The 18859-nt window shown below is 61.6% G+C and carries 16 protein-coding genes and 1 other RNA gene; 13 read left to right on the forward strand and 4 right to left on the reverse strand.

From position 1 onward, the window contains the following. The first annotated feature begins 29 nt into the window (after nt 1-29). The 4 genes from C8K66_RS16340 (at nt 30) to C8K66_RS16355 (ending at nt 6105) form a co-directional block, all read left to right on the forward strand. Nucleotides 30-1394 carry a DUF1329 domain-containing protein gene (locus C8K66_RS16340; protein WP_046384660.1) on the forward strand — a complete coding sequence of 455 codons (1365 nt, stop codon included), beginning with the start codon at nt 30-32 and terminating at the stop codon, nt 1392-1394. Between the two features lie 225 nt (nt 1395-1619). Further along, nucleotides 1620-4349, forward strand: coding sequence for a LuxR C-terminal-related transcriptional regulator (locus C8K66_RS16345; RefSeq protein WP_108525389.1), 2730 nt, complete (start codon nt 1620-1622; stop codon nt 4347-4349). Nucleotides 4350-4475: 126 nt separating this feature from the next. Continuing rightward, nucleotides 4476-5120, forward strand: coding sequence for an MBL fold metallo-hydrolase (locus C8K66_RS16350; protein ID WP_108525391.1), 645 nt, complete (start codon nt 4476-4478; stop codon nt 5118-5120). A 211-nt stretch (nt 5121-5331) separates the two neighbouring features. Beyond that, the gene (locus C8K66_RS16355; RefSeq protein WP_046384657.1) at nt 5332-6105 is read left to right on the forward strand and encodes an OmpA family protein; all 774 of its coding nucleotides are present in this window, start codon (nt 5332-5334) and stop codon (nt 6103-6105) included. A 68-nt stretch (nt 6106-6173) separates the two neighbouring features. Here C8K66_RS16355 and C8K66_RS16360 read toward each other — a convergent pair whose 3' ends face one another. The 4 genes from C8K66_RS16360 to C8K66_RS16375 form a co-directional block, all read right to left on the reverse strand. Then, a complete protein-coding gene (locus C8K66_RS16360; protein ID WP_017845939.1) occupies nt 6174-6755 on the reverse strand; it encodes a BON domain-containing protein in 582 nt (193 codons plus the stop codon). Beyond that, entirely contained in the window at nt 6752-7345 is a 594-nt protein-coding gene (locus C8K66_RS16365) for a phosphoheptose isomerase (protein WP_003171862.1), read from the reverse strand. Before C8K66_RS16365 ends, C8K66_RS16360 begins: the two co-directional genes overlap by 4 nt. Nucleotides 7346-7437: 92 nt before the next feature. Further along, nucleotides 7438-7809 carry a YraN family protein gene (locus C8K66_RS16370; RefSeq protein ID WP_017845938.1) on the reverse strand — a complete coding sequence of 124 codons (372 nt, stop codon included), beginning with the start codon at nt 7807-7809 and terminating at the stop codon, nt 7438-7440. After that, nucleotides 7809-9620 (reverse strand): penicillin-binding protein activator, encoded by a 1812-nt coding sequence (locus C8K66_RS16375; protein ID WP_108525393.1) that lies wholly within the window; start codon nt 9618-9620, stop codon nt 7809-7811. The genes C8K66_RS16370 and C8K66_RS16375 overlap by 1 nt, the downstream gene beginning before the upstream one ends. Before the next feature lie 187 nt (nt 9621-9807). Between C8K66_RS16375 and rsmI the strand changes: the two genes are divergently transcribed. The 9 genes from rsmI (at nt 9808) to mraY (ending at nt 18858) form a co-directional block, all read left to right on the forward strand. Further along, nucleotides 9808-10713, forward strand: coding sequence for a 16S rRNA (cytidine(1402)-2'-O)-methyltransferase (gene rsmI / locus C8K66_RS16380; protein WP_162231502.1), 906 nt, complete (start codon nt 9808-9810; stop codon nt 10711-10713). Between the two features lie 96 nt (nt 10714-10809). Further along, nucleotides 10810-11163, forward strand: an RNA gene (gene rnpB / locus C8K66_RS16385) — RNase P RNA component class A. 355 nt (nt 11164-11518) lie between these two features. Then, the gene (gene mraZ / locus C8K66_RS16390; protein ID WP_003171868.1) at nt 11519-11974 is read left to right on the forward strand and encodes a division/cell wall cluster transcriptional repressor MraZ; all 456 of its coding nucleotides are present in this window, start codon (nt 11519-11521) and stop codon (nt 11972-11974) included. Then, the gene (gene rsmH, locus C8K66_RS16395) at nt 11971-12918 is read left to right on the forward strand and encodes a 16S rRNA (cytosine(1402)-N(4))-methyltransferase RsmH (RefSeq protein WP_010213048.1); all 948 of its coding nucleotides are present in this window, start codon (nt 11971-11973) and stop codon (nt 12916-12918) included. The genes mraZ and rsmH overlap by 4 nt, the downstream gene beginning before the upstream one ends. Then, complete coding sequence (gene ftsL, locus C8K66_RS16400; RefSeq protein ID WP_017845934.1) at nt 12915-13208, forward strand: cell division protein FtsL; 294 nt, start codon at nt 12915-12917, stop codon at nt 13206-13208. Before rsmH ends, ftsL begins: the two co-directional genes overlap by 4 nt. Further along, complete coding sequence (locus tag C8K66_RS16405; protein ID WP_164673122.1) at nt 13208-14950, forward strand: penicillin-binding protein 2; 1743 nt, start codon at nt 13208-13210, stop codon at nt 14948-14950. The genes ftsL and C8K66_RS16405 overlap by 1 nt, the downstream gene beginning before the upstream one ends. Continuing rightward, on the forward strand, nt 14950-16413 hold the full coding sequence (locus C8K66_RS16410; protein ID WP_017845932.1) for a UDP-N-acetylmuramoyl-L-alanyl-D-glutamate--2,6-diaminopimelate ligase: 1464 nt from the start codon (nt 14950-14952) through the stop codon (nt 16411-16413). Before C8K66_RS16405 ends, C8K66_RS16410 begins: the two co-directional genes overlap by 1 nt. Then, nucleotides 16406-17776 (forward strand): UDP-N-acetylmuramoyl-tripeptide--D-alanyl-D-alanine ligase, encoded by a 1371-nt coding sequence (gene murF / locus C8K66_RS16415; protein ID WP_057004266.1) that lies wholly within the window; start codon nt 16406-16408, stop codon nt 17774-17776. Before C8K66_RS16410 ends, murF begins: the two co-directional genes overlap by 8 nt. Further along, nucleotides 17776-18858 (forward strand): phospho-N-acetylmuramoyl-pentapeptide-transferase, encoded by a 1083-nt coding sequence (gene mraY, locus C8K66_RS16420; protein ID WP_046384653.1) that lies wholly within the window; start codon nt 17776-17778, stop codon nt 18856-18858. The genes murF and mraY overlap by 1 nt, the downstream gene beginning before the upstream one ends. Nucleotide 18859: the final 1 nt, after the last annotated feature.

Here is an 18859-nt window from a genome sequence, read left to right on the forward strand (position 1 = left end):
GCACACTGCATTTCAGGAAGAACCAGAACATGAAAATAACTAAAAGTCTGTTGCACGTCGGTGTGCTTGGGCTGTCGATCCTGGCGAGTAACGTCATGGCGGCGGTGTCGGCGGATGAGGCCGCCAAGCTGGGCACGACCCTGACTCCGATGGGCGCCGAAATGGCCGGTAACGCCGCAGGCACCATTCCCAAATGGTCGCCGTTGCCGACGAATGCCGGCGCCGTCGACGCCCGTGGTTTCCTGGCCAACCCTTATGCCAGCGAACAACCGCAATTCACCATCACCGCGCAAAACGTCGAGCAATACAAAGACAAGCTGGCGCCGGGGCAGTACGCGATGTTCAAGCGCTACCCGGACACCTTCAAGATGCCGGTCTACCCGACCCATCGCGGCGCCACTGTACCGGCCGAGGTGTTCGCCTCGATCAAGAAGAACGCCACCAACACCAACCTGGTGTCCGGCGGTAACGGTCTGGAAAACTTCGAAACCGCCGTGCCGTTCCCGATTCCGAAAAGTGGCGTTGAAGTCATCTGGAACCACATCACCCGCTATCGCGGCGGCAGCGTGACCCGCCTGGTGACCCAGGCCACGCCGCAGACCAACGGTTCGTTCAGCCTGGTGTATTTCAAAGACCAGTTCGTGTTCCGCGACAAAATGAAGGACTTCGACCCGAAAAACCCCGGCAACGTGCTGTTCTACTTCAAGCAGCAAGTGACCGCGCCGGCACGTCTGGCCGGTGGTGTGCTGCTGGTCCACGAAACCCTCGACCAGGTGAAGGAACCGCGCTCGGCGTGGGTCTACAACGCCGGCCAGCGCCGTGTACGCCGGGCGCCGCAAGTGTCTTATGACGGGCCGGGTACCGCTGCCGACGGCCTGCGTACCTCCGACAACCTCGACATGTACAACGGTGCGCCGGACCGCTACGACTGGAAACTGGAAGGCAAGAAAGAAATCTACATCGCCTCCAACAGCTACAAGATCGACGATCCGAAACTCAAGTATGTCGACATCATCAAGGCCGGCCACATCAACCAGGACCTCGCACGCTACGAGCTGCGCCGCGTGTGGCATGTGGTCGCGACCCTGAAGGAAGGCCAGCGCCACATCTACGCCAAGCGTGACTTCTTCATCGACGAAGACACCTGGCAAGCGGCCGTGATCGACCACTACGACGGTCGCGGCCAACTGTGGCGCGTCGCCGAAGCCCATGCCGAGAACTACTACGACAAACAAGTGCCGTGGTACGCCCTGGAAACCCTCTACGACCTGCAGTCCGGCCGCTACCTGGCCCTGGGCATGAAGAACGAAGAGAAACAGGCGTATGACTTCGGCTTCACCGCCGGCATCAGTGACTTCAGCCCGGCGGCCCTGCGCCAGGACGGTGTTCGCTAAGCTGCACGCGTAGCCAAATGTGGGAGGGGGCTTGCCCCCGATAGCGGTCTGACAGCCAAGAATTCTATTGGCTGCCCCAGCGCAATCGGGAGCAAGCCCCCTCTCACATTTCTTGTCGCAGTTCTTTTTCAGGCAAATGTTGCAAAGATCTACAAAACCGCCGCTTTTACCGCTAGTCTGCGGACATCTGCAATGCCGACAACAGCCTTCTACAAGAGCCCGGCGATGACTGATCTGTCCCGAATCCAGGGGCCTGCCAGCGCGGTGATTCCGACCCTGGAAGGTCGCTTCTACAGACCTCCGCTGCCTGACGGCTACGTGCTGCGACCGCGCCTGTGCGAACGGCTGAGCGCTGGCCTGGAAGGGCGATTGCTGCTGGTCTGCGCGCCGGCTGGGTTCGGCAAGAGTTCGCTGGCGGTCGAGTTCTGCCAGAGTCTGCCCGCCCATTGGCAAAGCCTTTGGCTGGGCCTGAGCCCACGGGATAACGACCCCGGGCGTTTTCTCGAGCGCCTGCTTGACGGCTTGCAGCAATACTTCCCGCAACTGGGTGCGCAATCCCTGGGCCTGCTGAAAATGCGTCAGCGTCATCAACCGTTTGCCTTCGAAGAATGGCTCGATGGCTTGCTCGATGAGCTGGCGCTGCAGTTGTCCACGCGTGCGCCTTTGTTGCTGGTGCTGGATGACTACCATTTGGCCCAGGGCCCGGTGCTTGATCGCTGTCTGCAATTTTTCCTCAATCATTTGCCCGATGGCCTGCTGGTGCTGGTTACCAGTCGCCAGCGCCCCGACTGGCACCTGGCGCGCTTGCGCCTGTCTCGGCACCTGCTGGAGCTGCATGAGCAAGACCTGCGCCTGACCCACGCCGAATCCCTGGCGGTGCTGGATCGCCACAGCAGTTCGCTGCGCGGCGAGGCGCTGGATAATTTGATCCGGCGCAGTGAAGGCTGGGTCGCCGGCTTGCGTTTCTGGCTGTTGGCGGCCTCCGAAGCGGGGAATGAGGGCGCCTTGCCGCAGAGCCTGCACGGCGGCGAAGGCTTGATACGCGACTATTTGCTGGAAGAAGTGATTGATTGCCTGCCGGCGGAAGTCCAGGCATTCCTCTATGAAACCGCTTCGCAGGAACGCTTTTGCAGTGAACTGTGCGACGCCATACGCGATGCCCACGACAGCGCGGAAATCCTGCGTTACTTGCAGGCTCATCAGGTATTTCTGGTGCCGCTGGACGAGCAGGGGCACTGGTTCCGTTACCACCATTTGTTTTCCGACCTGCTGCGCACCCGGCGCGCGAGCAGCGCCGTGCTGCCGCCCGCCAGCCTGCACCTGCGCGCCTGTCGCTGGTTCAACGCCCAGGGGCTGATCGATGAAGCGGTCGAGCAGGCGTTGCGCGCCGGTCATCTGGATGTGGCGGCGAACCTGGTGCAGAACCTCTCCGAGGAGCAACTGCTGGCCGAGCAGAACGTCGGCATGCTCCTACGCTGGAAAATGGACTTGCCCGATAGTCTGCTGATCAGCACGCCTCGGTTGATCGTGCTGTACAGCTGGGCCTTGGGCCTGGCGTGTCAGCTGGATGCGGCGGAAGAACTGTCGGGCTACCTCAGCCGCTTCCTGCCGGCGCCATCGGCCACCGCGCAGAAGTCGATGCTGGCGCAATGGCTGGCGCTGAGCGGGATCATCGCCCGGGGCCGAGGCGACCGCGAGCTGACCCAGCGCTATTGCAGTGAAGCCTTGGAAAGCCTGCCGCAGCGCCGTTATGGTCAGCGCCTGATGTGCCTGTCGACCCTCTCCAACCTGGCGATCGTCGATGCCGACCTGTGGCGCGCCCGTGGCTTGAACCGCGAATCCCTCGAATTGGCGCAGCGTGTCGGCAACCCCCTGTTCGAGGCCCTGGCCCATTACGACCGTGCCCGGGTCTTGCAGGCCCGGGGTGAAATCCTGCGCTCGCTGGATGAAGTGCGTCAGGGCCTGCAACGCTTGCACGACCTTTCGCCCCAACGGTTGTACGCCGTGCGCGCCCGATTAGCGCTTTACGAAGGCTACCTGCTGCTCGCGCGTTGTCAGCCTGAAGCCGGCCTGGTCCGCCTGCGCGCCGGCCTGGCCGAAGCCCGCGCCTGCCGGGATATCAGCGTGCTGATCGGGCATTGCGTGATTGCCAACTTCGAAGGGCGCCGCGGCGACTTCCCCAAAGCCTTCGCCGAACTGGCCGAGGCCGAACGCCTGATGCACATCTGGGACGTGCCGCCGATTTACTACCTGGCAATGATCACCCTGATCAAATGCGAGCTCTGGTTGGCCCAGGGGCGTACCGACCTGGCCGACGCCTGGCTGACCCGCCTGGGGCAAACCTACAACGGCGCACACGCGGCGGCGGCCCCGGAGTTTCATCCGCACCTGCCGCAGCATATCGAGCTGCAGCAAGCCGCGTTGGATGCGATCCGCCATCAACCGGCGGCGGCCCTGCAGCGCCTCGAAGACCTGGCGCAACACGCTCATGGCAGCGGCCGCCAGATGATTGCCCTGATGGCGCTGACCCAGCAGGCGCAGTTGCTGCTGGAGAGCGGCCAGGAGGCCAAGGCGCGCGAGGTGTTGGTTCGCGCCCTGGAAGCCGGAGCCGGCGGCGCGCTGCAACCCTTCCAGCGCCTGCTTGAAGGGTATCCCGACTGGATGCGCGATCAACTCGGCCAAGACCCCCATGGTTTATTGAACCAGAGCCTGTTGGCGCTGCTGCCGGCCGTTGCTGTCAGCGAGCCGGCGCCCAACCATGAAACCCTGAGCGCCCGCGAGCTGGCAGTGCTGCAACTGATCGCCCAGGGCTGTTCGAACCAGGAGATCAGTAACCGACTCTTCATCTCCCTGCACACGGTCAAGACCCACGCCAGCCATATCAACAGCAAGCTCGGCGTGGAGCGGCGCACCCAGGCGGTCGCGCGGGCGCAGGAGCTGCGGTTGATTGGTTAAAGCCTGAGTCCGCTGGCGAGCTTGCTTGCGTTGAGGTGCGACGCCGCTCCAGTCTGGTTTAATAGTGCAATCATTCTGGCGACAGTCGCCCGGAAACCCTATGCCGTTTGCACAAGAGGACCGTTCATGGACACCGCAAAGCCGACCCTTATCCGCGAAACCTTCCCCGTCGGCCCTTTGCAGTGCAACTGCACCATCATCGGCGACCCCATCAGTAAAAAAGCCATCGTGGTCGACCCCGGCGGCAATCACGAACTGATCCTGGCGCGGCTCGAGGCGCTGGACCTCAAGGTGGTGAGCATCATTCACACCCATGCTCACCTGGATCACTTCCTGGCGTCCGGCCAGTTGAAGGAGAAGACCGGCGCGACCCTGCATTTGCACAAGGCCGACCAGTTCCTCTGGGATAACCTGGAGATGCAGTGCCAGACGTTTGGCGTGCCGTATACGCCGGTGCCGTCGCCGGACCGTTGGCTGGCCGACGATGAAGAGCTGGCTTGCGGTTGCGGCGTCGCATTGCATACGCCGGGGCACACGCCGGGGTCGATGAGTTTCTGGTTTGCCGATGCCAAGCTGCTGATCGCTGGAGATACGTTGTTTCGCCGGGGCGTAGGCCGCACGGATTTGTGGGGCGGGGACCAAGCGGCGATTGTGCGCTCGATCAAGCAGCGCCTGTATACGCTGGATGAGGCGGCGACGGTGGTGACCGGTCACGGGCCGGAGACGCGACTCGGTGACGAGATGCGCGAGAACCCCTTTGTGCGCGCATGATTGCAACGTAGGCGGTCAAGCCCTGTAGCAAAAAACTCAGCGTGTGTTCAGCGTGTGTCTGCTACGGTTTGTGTCGCGACGATAGTCCTGCGTTTTTTGTTACAGGTTAAGATACGTCCACGGAATTTTTACCGTTTGTCGCGTTCAAAACCCGGCAAAGATCCATTGTCCATATCCTCTGCACCCAGGGTGCAAAAGTAGGAGCTTCTCCATGTTCACTCCGCGTCGTCTGCTCGTTGTCGCTACTGCCGTAGCCATGTTATCTGGCTGTGCTTCACCCAATCCGTATGACGGTAGCAGCCAGGGACAGGCGAGTAATGAATCCGGTGGCATGAGCAAGACCGTCAAGTACGGCGGCCTCGGCGCTCTGGCCGGTGCGTTGGCCGGTGCAGCCATCGACCATAACAACCGTGGCAAGGGCGCACTGATCGGTGCCGTCGTCGCGGGTGCAGGTGCGGCGGGTTATGGCTACTACGCCGACCAGCAGGAAAAGAAACTGCGCGAAAGCATGGCCAATACCGGGGTTGAGGTTCAGCGCCAGGGCGATCAGATCAAACTGATCATGCCGGGCAACATCACCTTCGCCACCAACTCGGACGCGATCTCCAGCAGCTTCTATACGCCGCTGAACAACCTGGCCAACTCGCTCAAGCAGTTCAGCCAGAACACCATCCAGATCGTGGGTTACACCGATAGCACCGGCAGCCGCCAGTTGAACATGGACCTGTCCCAGCGTCGTGCGCAGAGCGTGGCCAACTATCTGACCTCCCAAGGCGTCAGCGCTGCCAACCTGAGCGCTCGTGGTGCCGGTCCGGATAATCCGATCGCCAGCAACGCCGACGTCAACGGTCGCGCGCAGAACCGTCGTGTAGAAGTGAACCTGGGCCCAATCCCAGGCCAGCAGTATGGCCAGCCGGGCGCCCAGCAACAGGCGCCGCAGCAGAACAACCAGTTCCAGGGCAACCCGTACTCGCAATACCAGTAATCTGCAGCCAATAAAAAGGGCGCCGTGCAATCAATGCACGGCGCCCTTTTTTGTGGCCGTCGGTTACATCAATCGATGTACTCGAACACCTTCACGATCTTCTGTACGCCGGACACACCCTGTACTAAGTTCGCCGCACGGGTCGCTTCTGCCTGGGTCAGCAGGCCCATCAGGTAAACGATGCCGTTGTCGGTGACGACTTTGATGCGTGAACCGGGAATGGCGTTGTCGGTCAGCATCTGCGCCTTGATCTTGGTGGTCAGCAGCGCATCGTTGCTGATGGCCAGCAGGGTGATCGGGTCCATTACCTGCAATTCGTTGTGGACCTTCTTGACCCGCTGCACGGCCGAGGCGGCTTGTTCGGCCTGGGCCTTGAGTTCGGCACGTGGCGTTTGGCCGGCGAGCAGCACCACGCCGTTGAAGCTGGTCACGACGATGCGCGACGCGCCATTGCCCAGGTCCGTAGCGGCCTTGGCGACGTTGACCTCGACCTTGGTTTCGATCAACGAGTCGTCAATCTTGCTGCCGAAGGTGCGGGTGCCCTTGTCGTCCTGGATGGGGGTGTCACGTGTCGCGGTGATTGCCGTGCTGCAGCCGCTGATGCCGAGGCACAGCGCAATCGCCAATAGGCTGAGGCGTTTAACGGTCATTCTTCACTCCCGAACAGTTGGCTGTCGATCAGATCGCACAGGCAGTGGATCGTCAGCAGGTGGACTTCCTGAATACGTGCGGTGACATTGGCCGGGACGCGAATCTCCACGTCCTCGGGCAGCAACAGCGAGGCCATGCCGCCGCCGTCGCGGCCAGTCAATGCTACGACAATCATTTCGCGATCATGTGCGGCCTGGATCGCCTGAATAATATTCGCCGAGTTGCCGCTGGTGGAAATCGCCAGCAGCACGTCACCCGGTTGCCCCAGGGCGCGGATCTGTTTGGAGAAGATTTCGTTGTAGCTGTAGTCGTTGGCGATCGAGGTGATCGTCGACGAATCGGTGGTCAAGGCAATGGCCGGTAAGCTCGGACGCTCGCGCTCGAAGCGGTTGAGCAACTCGGACGAGAAATGCTGGGCATCGCCGGCCGAGCCGCCGTTGCCGCACGAAAGCATTTTGCCCTCGTTGAGCAAGGCATTGACCATGACCTGACTGGCTTGCTCGATGTGCGGTGCAAGTACGTCCATCGCCTGTTGCTTGGTGTCGATGCTGGCCTGGAAAAGCTGGCGAATTCGGGATTGCATGTCCATCTGTGTGACCTTAAGTAGCGCGGCTATTTGGCACAGGAATGTGCAGCCCGCAAAGCAAAGAGCAAAAGTATGTGGTGAAGATGTCCGGCGAATCAGCTGTCGAAGGCATCTTTGAGCCAGTTCAAATCAGCTTTGCCAGACGGTGTGCTTTCAATGGCAACCACATCGAAACGGCAGGGGGAGTCAGCCCAGCGATGCTCCTTGAGCAGGAAAAACTGCGCGGCGAGTATCAGCTTCTGACGCTTGCGCCCGTCGATACTGGCGAGCGCGCCACCCCATTGTGCGTGTTTTCTGTAGCGGACTTCGACGAATACTACTGTATCGCCGTCAAGCATGACCAGATCAAGCTCGCCGCGTTTACACAACCAGTTCTGCGCCAGAAGGCGCAGACCCTGTTGTCGAAGATACTCAAGCGCTTGAAGTTCGGCATCCTTGCCGCTTTGTGCGCTGGACCGCTCGGGCATCAGCGTGGGGTATCGGGCAGACGCTGGACCTCGCCGCCGACGAACTTCGCCCACGGCATCTGGCGGTCAACGCGCTGGTGCGTGCTGATGCCCAGGTTGCCCGAGAGGCCGTCAATGCGCGTATCCGGCAATGCCTTGAGTTGGCCTACGCGTGGCGCCAGGCGGTAGGCATCGACGCCCATCGCGTACAGGCGGCCAAGGCTGCCATTGGCTTGCGGCCATTGTGCAGCGACCTGGTTGCGCAGCGGGTCGGTGGTGTTGAGCAGCCAAGGGGTTTCGCAGAACATCACGTTGGTCATGTCCAGGTACTGGTTCTTGTCGCCGCTGGCGCTGAACACGTGAGACGTCGCATACACCGGCACGTCGCCAGCGTACTGGAAGTTCAGGGTCGGCTTGATCTGCTGGGCCAGTTGCGGGGTGACGGCCAGGAAGATGAACTCGATATCCTGGCGACGCGAAGGTTGTGCGGCGACGTCGGTGCCGACGGCGCTTTGCAGGCTCTTGGCACGGCCTTCGCTTTTACGCAGTTGGAACAGATCGGCAATCTGCTGGGCGAGGGCGACCGGCTGGTCGACGTACTCGACGCCGACAACGGTGCCGCCGTTGGCTTCCCAGTCCTGGCGGAAGGCCTTGTAGACACGCTCACCCCATTCGCCACGGGGCACCATCGCAGCGGCGCGGTGCAGGCCGTCGGCACGGGCGCGGCGCGAGACTTCGCGAGCTTCGTCTTCAGCCGCCAGGCCGAACTGGAACAACTGCGCCGGGTTTTGATCGGTCTCGCTGTAGTTCAACGCCAGGGTGGTAATCGGCAATTGCGGGCGCGCGCTGAGCTGTTTGACCAGCGGCTTTTCCAGCGGCCCGACGACCAATTGCACGCCGGCAGCCTTGGCCTTGGCGTAGAAGTCGTCGAGGGAGGTCAGGCGCGAGCTGTCATAGAACTCGATGACCGGCGGCTTCTGCCCGGCTTGTTCAGCCTGGTAATGCGCGGCAATGAAGCCTTCGCGCAGGGCCTTGGCCACGGTGGCCAGTGGACCCTCCTGCGGCAGTAGCAGGGCGATCTTGTTCAGCGGCTGGCTCGCCAGTTCCTTGAGTTTGGTCAGCGGCGTCGGCAGTTGCACGGCGGCCGGATGGCCCGGGTTCTGCGCACGCCAGGTGTCAATGGCGGCTTGCTGTTGCTCCAGCGTGCCGGCGCCCTTGACCGCCTGGGCCAGGGTGATCCAGCCGTCGAGCGTCGGGTTGCCGCTGGCTTGCAGCTGTTCGGCCGGCAGCGCGGCAATCAGCGCCCAGATGGCTTCATGGTTGCTCTTGGCGGCGTCGCCGGTCAGCAGTGGCGCCATGGTCACACGCTCGCGAGCGGCGGCCAGGGTCTGGCCGTCGGCTTCATAGGCGCGTGCATGTACGGTGCCGGTGCGGACCTGCTGTTCGGCCGGCAGCTCCTTCAGGTTCTGCAGGCTGGGGTGGTTCAACGCCGCCAGCGCGGCCTTGGGCTGGTTACGCGTCATGGCCAGTTCGGCGGCCAGGGTGTTGGCGAACACCTGCGCGGCGGGCTTGAGAACATCCAGCGGCACCTGCGCAAGAATCTGCGACGAGCGGCCAGCGTTGTTCTGGTGGTAGGCCATGTCGGCCGCGCTCAGGCGCAGCAACGCAGCTTTTTCGGGCGTGTTGGCGGTAGTCGCCTGTTCGAGCAGTTGCTCGATACTGGCATCCGGGGTCCGTGGCAGGTCGCCAAGGCGGGACGAGGGCGAGCTGGCACAGGCGCCCAGCAAGGCAGCGAGGCAGAGGGCGGAGAGCAGCCGCAGGCAAGGGATCATGTAAGTGTTCCTGATACCGATCAAATTAGCGTGGAATTGTACCCAAGCACTGGCCCAGGCGCGATGTTACTGGCGTGAAACCGTGAATTTAGGTGGTGCAAATGTTGCGTTTGGGTGGCTAGGGCCGACCGACGGCTGAAACGGCATCCATCTCGATGGCATATTTCCACGGCGTCGACGCGCTACAATGTGGCTTTTGCCAACCATCGAGGTGTGCGTTTTGACTGCTCCAGGTCCTTTGAATTCCACTGCAGGCTCGCTTTTTGTCGTGGCGACGCCCATTGGCAACCTGGACGACATCAGCGCCCGGGCGCTTAAAGTGTTGCGCGACGTTAAATTGATCGCTGCGGAAGACACTCGGCACTCCCAGCGCTTGATGCAGCATTTCGGCATCAGTACGCCATTGGCGGCCTGCCACGAACATAACGAGCGCGAAGAAGGCAGCCGTTTTATCACGCGCCTGTTGGCCGGTGACGATGTGGCGCTGATTTCCGATGCCGGTACCCCGCTGATTTCCGATCCCGGTTACCACCTGGTCCGTCAGGCGCGGGCCGCGGGTATCAATGTAGTGCCGGTTCCGGGCGCATGCGCGTTGATTGCGGCGTTATCCGCCGCGGGGTTGCCGTCGGATCGTTTCATCTTCGAAGGTTTCCTGCCGGCCAAGGCGGTGGGGCGTCGCGCACGTCTTCAGGCGCTTAAGGAAGAACCGCGCACGCTGATCTTCTATGAAGCCCCGCATCGTATCCTCGAATGCCTGCAGGACATGGAGCTGGTGTTCGGTGGCGAGCGCCTGGCGCTGCTGGCCCGCGAGCTGACCAAGACCTTCGAGACGCTCAAGGGGCTGCCGCTGGAAGAACTGCGCGCGTTTGTCGAAGGTGACAGCAATCAGCAGCGTGGCGAGTGCGTGGTGCTGGTGGCGGGTTGGACGGCGCCGGAAAATGAAGACGCCGTCGGTGGCGAAGCCATGCGCGTTCTGGATCTGCTGCTCAAGGAGATGCCCCTTAAGCGAGCGGCGGCGCTGGCGGCGGAAATCACCGGGGTGCGTAAAAATGTGTTGTATCAGGCCGCGCTGGATAAACAGAAAGCCGAATAGTTCCGGGGTTAAACCGGTATTCCGTCTGAACGTGATGGCATTGCTGCACTTTTAATACTTGTCCTAACTCCGTCGTGCCGTTAACCTGCGCGGCGGAGAGTCGATTGGACAGTCGCTGCCCTCTATGAAAATTAGGGGGGGGAGGAAAGTCCGGGCTCCATAGGGCGAAGTGCCAGGTAATGCCTGGGAGGCGTGAGCCTACGGAAAGTGCCACAGAAAATAACCGCCTAAGCACTTCGGTGCCGGTAAGGGTGAAAAGGTGCGGTAAGAGCGCACCGCACGTCTGGCAACAGTTCGTGGCTAGGTAAACCCCACTTGGAGCAAGACCAAATAGGGTCCCAAGGCGTGGCCCGCGCTGGGACCGGGTAGGTTGCTAAAGATGTCCAGTGATGGCCATCGTAGACGAATGACTGTTCAAGACAGAACCCGGCTTATAGATCGACTCTCCACCTTTTTTCCTTCTGTCCGAATCTCGTGCAGAAACCCGGTAGTAACGCAAGAATCCCTCCCTGCCAAATCATTGGCAGATGCATCTTGGTAATACCAAAAAAATCTTACTCTTAATAAATTACTTTAACTTTGAAGCATAGCTCTTTGAGCTATTTGTGCTTATTGAGCCAAAAATACCGCTGAACTCTGATTTCTCCTCCTCTTGCGCTCCTAAATCTCCGTTCTGTAAGGCTTTTCCTTGAATCCGCGCCTTGACGGTGTGGTGGGCGCATTCCTATAGTGTGCGCAAGTGGCGGAAAGTGGCACAAAGTGGGTTTTTTTAACGTAAAGCGCTAAAATTTGGAGAAACGCATCTGTGTTTCGCGGAGCTAACGCTATCAGTCTCGATGCAAAAGGCCGTCTCGCTATGCCGAGCCGGTATCGTGACGAGCTGATTTCGCGAAGTTCCGGGCAGTTAATCATCACGATCGATGCCGTTGACCCTTGTTTATGCGTTTACCCCCTCGATGAGTGGGAGTTGATTGAAACCAAACTGCGTGCCTTGCCTTCATTGCGTGAAGAAAACCGCCGTCTGCAGCGTTTGCTGATCGGTAATGCCGTCGACCTCGAACTCGATGGCAGTGGTCGTTTCCTGGTGCCTCCGCGTCTGCGCGAGTACGCCAAGCTCGACAAGCGCGCAATGCTGGTGGGCCAACTGAACAAGTTCCAATTGTGGGACGAAGATGCCTGGGATGCTGTTTCTGCAGCTGACCTGGCTGCTATTCAACAACCGGGCGCCATGCCTGATGAACTGCGTGATTTGATCTTGTGACTATTGATAGCGGCTTTAACCACATCACCGTACTGCTTGACGAAGCCGTTGAGGCTCTCGCCGTACGCGCGGATGGCTGCTATCTGGATGGCACCTTCGGCAGGGGCGGGCACAGCCGGTTGATACTCAGCCAGCTCGGGCCCGACGGTAAACTCCTCGGGTTCGACAAAGACCCCCAGGCGATTGCCACCGGGCAAGCGCTAGCGGCCGAAGACGGCCGCTTTGTCGTTGTACAACGCAGCTTTGCCGAGCTGGGTGCCGAAGTCGCCGAGCGCGGCATGGCAGGCAAGGTGGCCGGGGTTTTGCTCGACCTGGGCGTGTCCTCGCCGCAGCTCGATGACCCGGAGCGCGGTTTCAGTTTCATGAACGACGGCCCGCTGGATATGCGTATGGACCCCACCCGTGGTGTCAGTGCCGCCCAGTTCATCGCCACCGCGCCGGTGGAAGAAATCGCCCGTGTGTTCAAGGAATACGGTGAAGAACGCTTCGCCGGTCGCATGGCGCGCGCCGTGGTCGAGCGCCGCGAAATCCAGCCGTTCGAGCGCACCGCCGACCTGGCGGAAGTGCTGAAAGTCGCCAACCCTGCCTGGGAAAAGGGCAAGAACCCGGCGACCCGTGCGTTCCAGGGCCTGCGCATTCACGTCAACAATGAGTTGGGCGATCTGGAAGCCGGCCTCGAAGCCGCGCTGGAAGCCTTGGAAGTGGGCGGGCGCCTGGTGGTGATCAGCTTCCACTCCCTGGAAGACCGCATCGTCAAACTGTTCATGCGTCGCCTGGTCAAGGGTGAATCCGACAACCTGCCACGCAACCTGCCGGTGCGTTTCGAAGCCTTCGTGCCGAAAATCAAAATCCATGGCAAGGCGCAGTTCGCTTCCGAAGCTGAACTCAAGGCCAACCCACGCTCCCGTAGCGCCGTCATGCGCGTCGCGGAGAAGTTGCGGTGAGCAGGCTCTTCGCCAAGCCCCTCCCGGGCGGCAGCTTCTTTATGTTGCTGCTGTTTATCGGCGTGCTGGTGTCCGCGATTGCGGTGTCCTACAGCGCCCATTACAACCGCCAACTGCTCAATACCCTGTACGGCGAATTGAGTGTGCGTGATAAAGCGCAGGCGGAGTGGGGCCGGTTGATCCTCGAGCAAAGCACCTGGACCGCCCACAGCCGCATCGAAATACTGGCCACCGAACAGTTGAAGATGCACATCCCTGGCGCGGCCGAAGTTCGAATGGTGGCGCCATGATGAAACTCGAAGGCGCACTTTACCCGTGGCGCTTCCGCCTGATGCTCGGCTTGCTGGCCTTGATGGTCGGCGCCATCGCCTGGCGGATCATCGACCTGCAGGTGGTCGACCGCGACTTCCTGATCGGCCAGGGCGATGCCCGTAGCCTGCGACATATTCCGATTCCAGCACACCGCGGCCTGATCACCGACCGTAACGGCGAGCCCCTGGCCGTCAGTACGCCGGTGACCACGCTGTGGGCCAACGCCAAGGAATTGCAGGTAGCCAAGGACAAGTGGCCACAACTGGCTGCCGCGTTGGGTCAGGACCCGAAAGCCCTGGCCGAGCGCCTGGAAGCCCAGGCCAATAAAGAATTCATCTACCTGGTTCGCGGCCTCACCCCCGAACAGGGCCAGCAAGTGCTCGACCTCAAGGTCCCCGGTGTCTATGGCATCGAGGAATTCCGCCGTTTCTACCCGGCCGGTGAAACCACCGCGCACATGGTTGGCTTTACCGACATCGACGACCATGGTCGCGAAGGGGTTGAGCTGGCCTACGATGAATGGCTGGCCGGCGTGCCCGGCAAGCGACAGGTCATCAAGGATCGGCGCGGCAGACTGATCAAAGACGTCCAAGTCACCAAAAACGCCAAGGCCGGCAAGCCCTTGGCGTTGTCGATTGACCTGCGCCTGCAATACCTGGCCAACCGCGAGCTGCGTAACGCGATCATCGAGAACGGCGCGAAGGCCGGCAGCCTGGTGATCATGGACGTGAAGACCGGCGAGATCCTCGCCATGGTCAACCAGCCGACCTACAACCCGAACAACCGTCGCAACCTGCAACCGGCGATGATGCGCAACCGCGCGATGATCGACGTGTTCGAGCCGGGTTCGACCATGAAAGCCATCTCCATGAGTGCCGCCCTGGAAACCGGGCGCTGGAAGCCCAGCGACAAGGTCGAGGTCTACCCCGGCACCCTGCAGTTGGGCAAATACACCATTCGTGACGTGTCGCGTACCGAAGGCCCGGTGTTGGATCTGACAGGTATCCTGATCAACTCCAGTAACGTGGGCATGAGTAAGGTCGCCTTCGATATCGGCGGCGAAACCATCTACCACCTGGCGCAAAAGATCGGCCTTGGCCAACCCACCGGCCTGGACTTCCCGGGTGAGCGCGTGGGCAACCTGCCGAACTACCGCGACTGGAAAAAAGCCGAGACCGCTACGCTGTCCTACGGCTATGGCCTGTCGGTGACCGCGATCCAGCTGGCCCACGCTTTCTCTGTATTGGCCAATAACGGTCGGATGGTTCCTTTGAGCCTGATCCACGTCGACGAAGCGCCGAAAGCGACCCAGGTGATTCCGGAAAACGTCGCCAAGACCATGCAAGGCATGCTGCAACAAGTGATCGAAGCACCGCGTGGCGTATTCCGCGCCCAGGTGCCGGCGTATCACGTGGCCGGCAAGTCGGGTACTGCGCGTAAGACCTCGGTCGGCACCAAAGGCTATGCCGAGAACTCCTATCGCTCGCTGTTCGCCGGTTTCGGCCCGATGAGCGACCCGCGCTACGCCATCGTCGTCGTGATCGATGAACCGAGTAAAGCGGGCTACTTCGGTGGCCTGGTGTCGGCGCCGGTGTTCAGCAAAGTGATGTCCGGCACCCTGCGCCTGATGAACATCACGCCGGACAACCTGCCGCCGACCCAACAAGCGAACGCCGGACCACCGGCCGCCGCGGTAAAAGCCAATGGAGGGCGCGGCTGATGTCTCTTAGCCTGAACAAGATTTTTGCCCATGCCGGTCGCGATCTGCTGATCCGCGAGCTGACGCTGGACAGTCGTAATGTACGCGCCGGGGACCTGTTTCTGGCGGTGCCTGGCGGTAAATACGATGGCCGCGCGCACATCGCCGATGCCCTGCAACGCGGCGCCGCCGCCGTGGCGTATGAAGTGGACGGTGCCACCGTGCTGCCGATCACCGACGTGCCGTTGATTCCCGTCAAGGGCCTGGCCGCGCAACTGTCGGACATCGCCGGGCGTTTCTACGGCGATCCGAGCCGCCACCTGAACCTGATTGGCGTGACCGGCACCAACGGCAAGACCAGCGTGACCCAACTGGTCGCCCAGGCGCTTGACCTGTTGGGCCAGCACTGCGGCATCGTCGGCACCCTGGGCACCGGTTTCTATGGCGCGCTGCAAAGCGGCCTGCACACCACGCCGAACCCGATCGCCGTGCAAGCGACCCTGGCCGACCTGAAAAAGGCCGGTGCCAAGGCGGTTGCCATGGAAGTGTCGTCCCACGGTTTGCACCAGGGCCGCGTTGCCGCGCTGGCTTTCGATGTGGCGGTGATGACCAACCTGTCCCGCGATCACCTGGACTACCACGGCACCATGCAAGCCTACGCCGCCGAGAAGGCCAAGCTGTTTGCCTGGAACGACCTGAAGTGCCGCGTGGTGAACCTGGATGACGCGTTCGGCCGCGAGCTGGCTGCCCAAGACAGCGAAGCGCGCCTGATCAGCTACAGCCTGGAAGACTCCCGCGCCTATCTGTATTGCCGCGAAGCCCAATTCAATGACGAGGGCGTGCGCGCCACGTTGGTGACGCCGCAGGGCGAGCACCATTTGCGCAGCACCTTGCTGGGTCGTTTCAACCTGAGCAACGTCCTCGCGGCGATCGGTGCGCTACTCGGCCTGGATTACGCGCTCGATGAAATCCTGCGTGTGCTGCCGAAGCTGGAAGGCCCGGCCGGCCGCATGCAACGTCTGGGCGGCGGTTCGCAGCCGCTGGTGGTGGTCGATTACGCCCACACCCCGGACGCACTGGAAAAAGTCCTGCTGGCCCTGCGCCCACACGCCAAGGGCAAGTTGCTGTGCCTGTTCGGCTGTGGCGGTGATCGCGATCGCGGCAAGCGTCCATTGATGGCCGAGATTGTCGAGCGTCTGGCCGATGGCGTGCTGGTCACCGACGACAACCCGCGCAGCGAAGACCCGAGCCAGATTTTCGACGACATCCGCGTCGGCTTCAAAGACCCATCCAAAGCCAGCTTCATTGCCGGTCGCGGCGCGGCCATTGCCCAATTGATCGCCAGCGCCAGCGTCGACGATGTCGTGGTACTGGCTGGTAAAGGTCACGAGGACTACCAGGAAATCAACGGCGAGCGCCACGCTTTCTCCGATCTGGTCGAGGCCGATCATGCCTTGACCGCCTGGGAGGTCGCCCATGCTTAAAGCGATGAAATTCAGCGAGCTGACCCAGGCCCTCTCGGCGCGCATGCTGTCGGGTGATTGCAGTTTCAATGGCGTCAGTATCGATAGCCGTGCGATCAAGCCGGGCCAACTGTTTGTTGCCCTGGCCGGTCCGCGTTTCGACGGCCATGACTACCTGAATGAAGTCGCCGCCAAAGGCGCGGTAGGTGCCCTGGTGCAACGCGAAGTGACGGACTCCACCCTGCCGCAATTGCTGGTGGCCGACACGCGCCTGGCCTTGGGCCAACTGGGTGCGCTGAACCGTGCGGCGTTCACCAAGCCGGTGGCCGCGATCACCGGCTCCAGCGGCAAGACCACGGTCAAGGAACTGCTCGCCGGTGTCCTGCGCACGCGCGGGCCGGTGCTGGCCACCCGTGGCAACCTGAACAACGATTTCGGCGCACCGCTGACCCTGCTCGAACTGGCCCCGGAACACACGGCGGCAGTGATCGAGTTGGGCGCTTCGCGTATTGGCGAAATTGCCTACACCGTGGCGCTGACCAAGCCTCACGTGGCAATTATCAACAACGCCGGGACTGCCCACGTCGGCGAGTTCGGCGGCCCGGAAAAAATCGTCGAAGCCAAGGGCGAAATCCTCGAAGGCCTCGATGCCTCGGGCATAGCTGTGTTGAATCTTGACGACAAGGCCTTCGAGACATGGCGTGTACGCGCCGCCGGTCGCAAGGTGCTGACGTTCGCCGTGCTGAATGCTGCGGCCGATTTCCACGCGTCGAACATCGCGGTCGACGCCCGTGGTTGCCCGTCCTTTACCTTGCATTCGCCGCAAGGCGAGCAGCATGTGCAGTTGAACCTGCTGGGCAACCATAACATCGCCAATGCCTTGGCGGCCGCGGCTGCGGCTTACGCCCTGGGCGTGTCGCTGTTTGGCATCGCCACCGGCCTGGGCGCGGTGCAACCGGTCAAGGGCCGTACCGTCGCGCAATTGGCCAGCAATGGCATGCGCGTGATCGATGACACTTACAACGCCAACCAGTCCTCGGTCTGCGCCGCCATCGACCTGCTCAAGGGTTTCGATGGGCGCAAGGTGCTGGTGCTGGGCGATATCGCCGAACTGGGCGATTGGGCCGAACAGTCCCATCGGGAAGTCGGCGCTTACGCCAACGGCAAAGTCGACGCGCTCTACGCCGTCGGCCCGAACATGGCTCATGCCGTCAATGCCTTCGGCCCCGGTGCGCGGCATTTCGCCACCCAGGCCGAGTTGATCCAGGCGCTGCGTGCGGGCGAACAAGACAAACACACAACCATTTTGATCAAGGGATCGCGCAGCGCGGTGATGGAAAACGTCGTCGTGGCCTTGTGTGGCTCAAGTACGGAGAAACATTAATGCTGCTGCTGCTGGCTGAGTATCTGCAACAGTTCCACAAAGGCTTCGCGGTCTTCCAGTACCTGACCCTGCGCGGGATTCTGGGCGTGCTGACCGCGCTGTCTCTGTCGCTGTTCCTGGGGCCGTGGATGATCCGCACCCTGCAGAACCTGCAAATTGGTCAATCGGTTCGCAATGACGGCCCGCAGTCGCACCTGTCCAAATCCGGCACCCCGACCATGGGCGGCGCGCTGATTCTGTCGTCCATCGGCATCAGCACCTTGCTCTGGGCCGACCTGTACAACCGCTACGTTTGGGTGGTGCTGCTGGTGACCTTGTTGTTCGGCGCCATCGGCTGGGTCGATGACTATCGCAAAGTGATCGAGAAAAACTCCAAGGGGCTGCCAAGCCGCTGGAAGTATTTCTGGCAGTCGGTGTTCGGCCTGGCCGCCGCGATCTTCCTCTACATGACGGCTCCAAGCGCGGTCGAGACCACCTTGATCATCCCGATGCTCAAGGATGCGAGCATTCCGCTGGGCATCGGCTTCGTGGTGCTGACCTACTTCGTCATCGTCGGCTCCAGCAACGCGGTGAACCTGACCGACGGCCTCGACGGCCTGGCGATCATGCCGACGGTGATGGTAGGCGGCGCACTGGGCATCTTCTGCTACCTGTCGGGTAACGTGAAATTCGCTGAATACCTGCTGATCCCGTATGTGCCGGGCGCCGGTGAACTGATCGTGTTCTGCGGCGCGCTGATCGGTGCCGGGCTGGGCTTCCTGTGGTTCAACACCTATCCCGCGCAAGTGTTCATGGGCGATGTCGGCGCACTGGCGCTGGGCGCGGCCCTGGGCACCATCGCGGTGATCGTTCGCCAGGAAATCGTGCTGTTCATCATGGGCGGTGTGTTCGTGATGGAAACCCTGTCGGTGGTCATCCAGGTGGCTTCCTTCAAATTGACCGGGCGCCGCGTGTTCCGCATGGCGCCGATCCACCACCACTTTGAACTCAAGGGCTGGCCTGAGCCGCGTGTGATTGTCCGATTCTGGATCATCACCGTGATTCTCGTGCTGGTCGGTCTTGCCACCCTGAAACTGAGGTAGA

This window comes from Pseudomonas sp. GV105 (assembly GCF_003058185.1).
Classification (GTDB): Bacteria; Pseudomonadota; Gammaproteobacteria; order Pseudomonadales; family Pseudomonadaceae; genus Aquipseudomonas; species Aquipseudomonas veronii.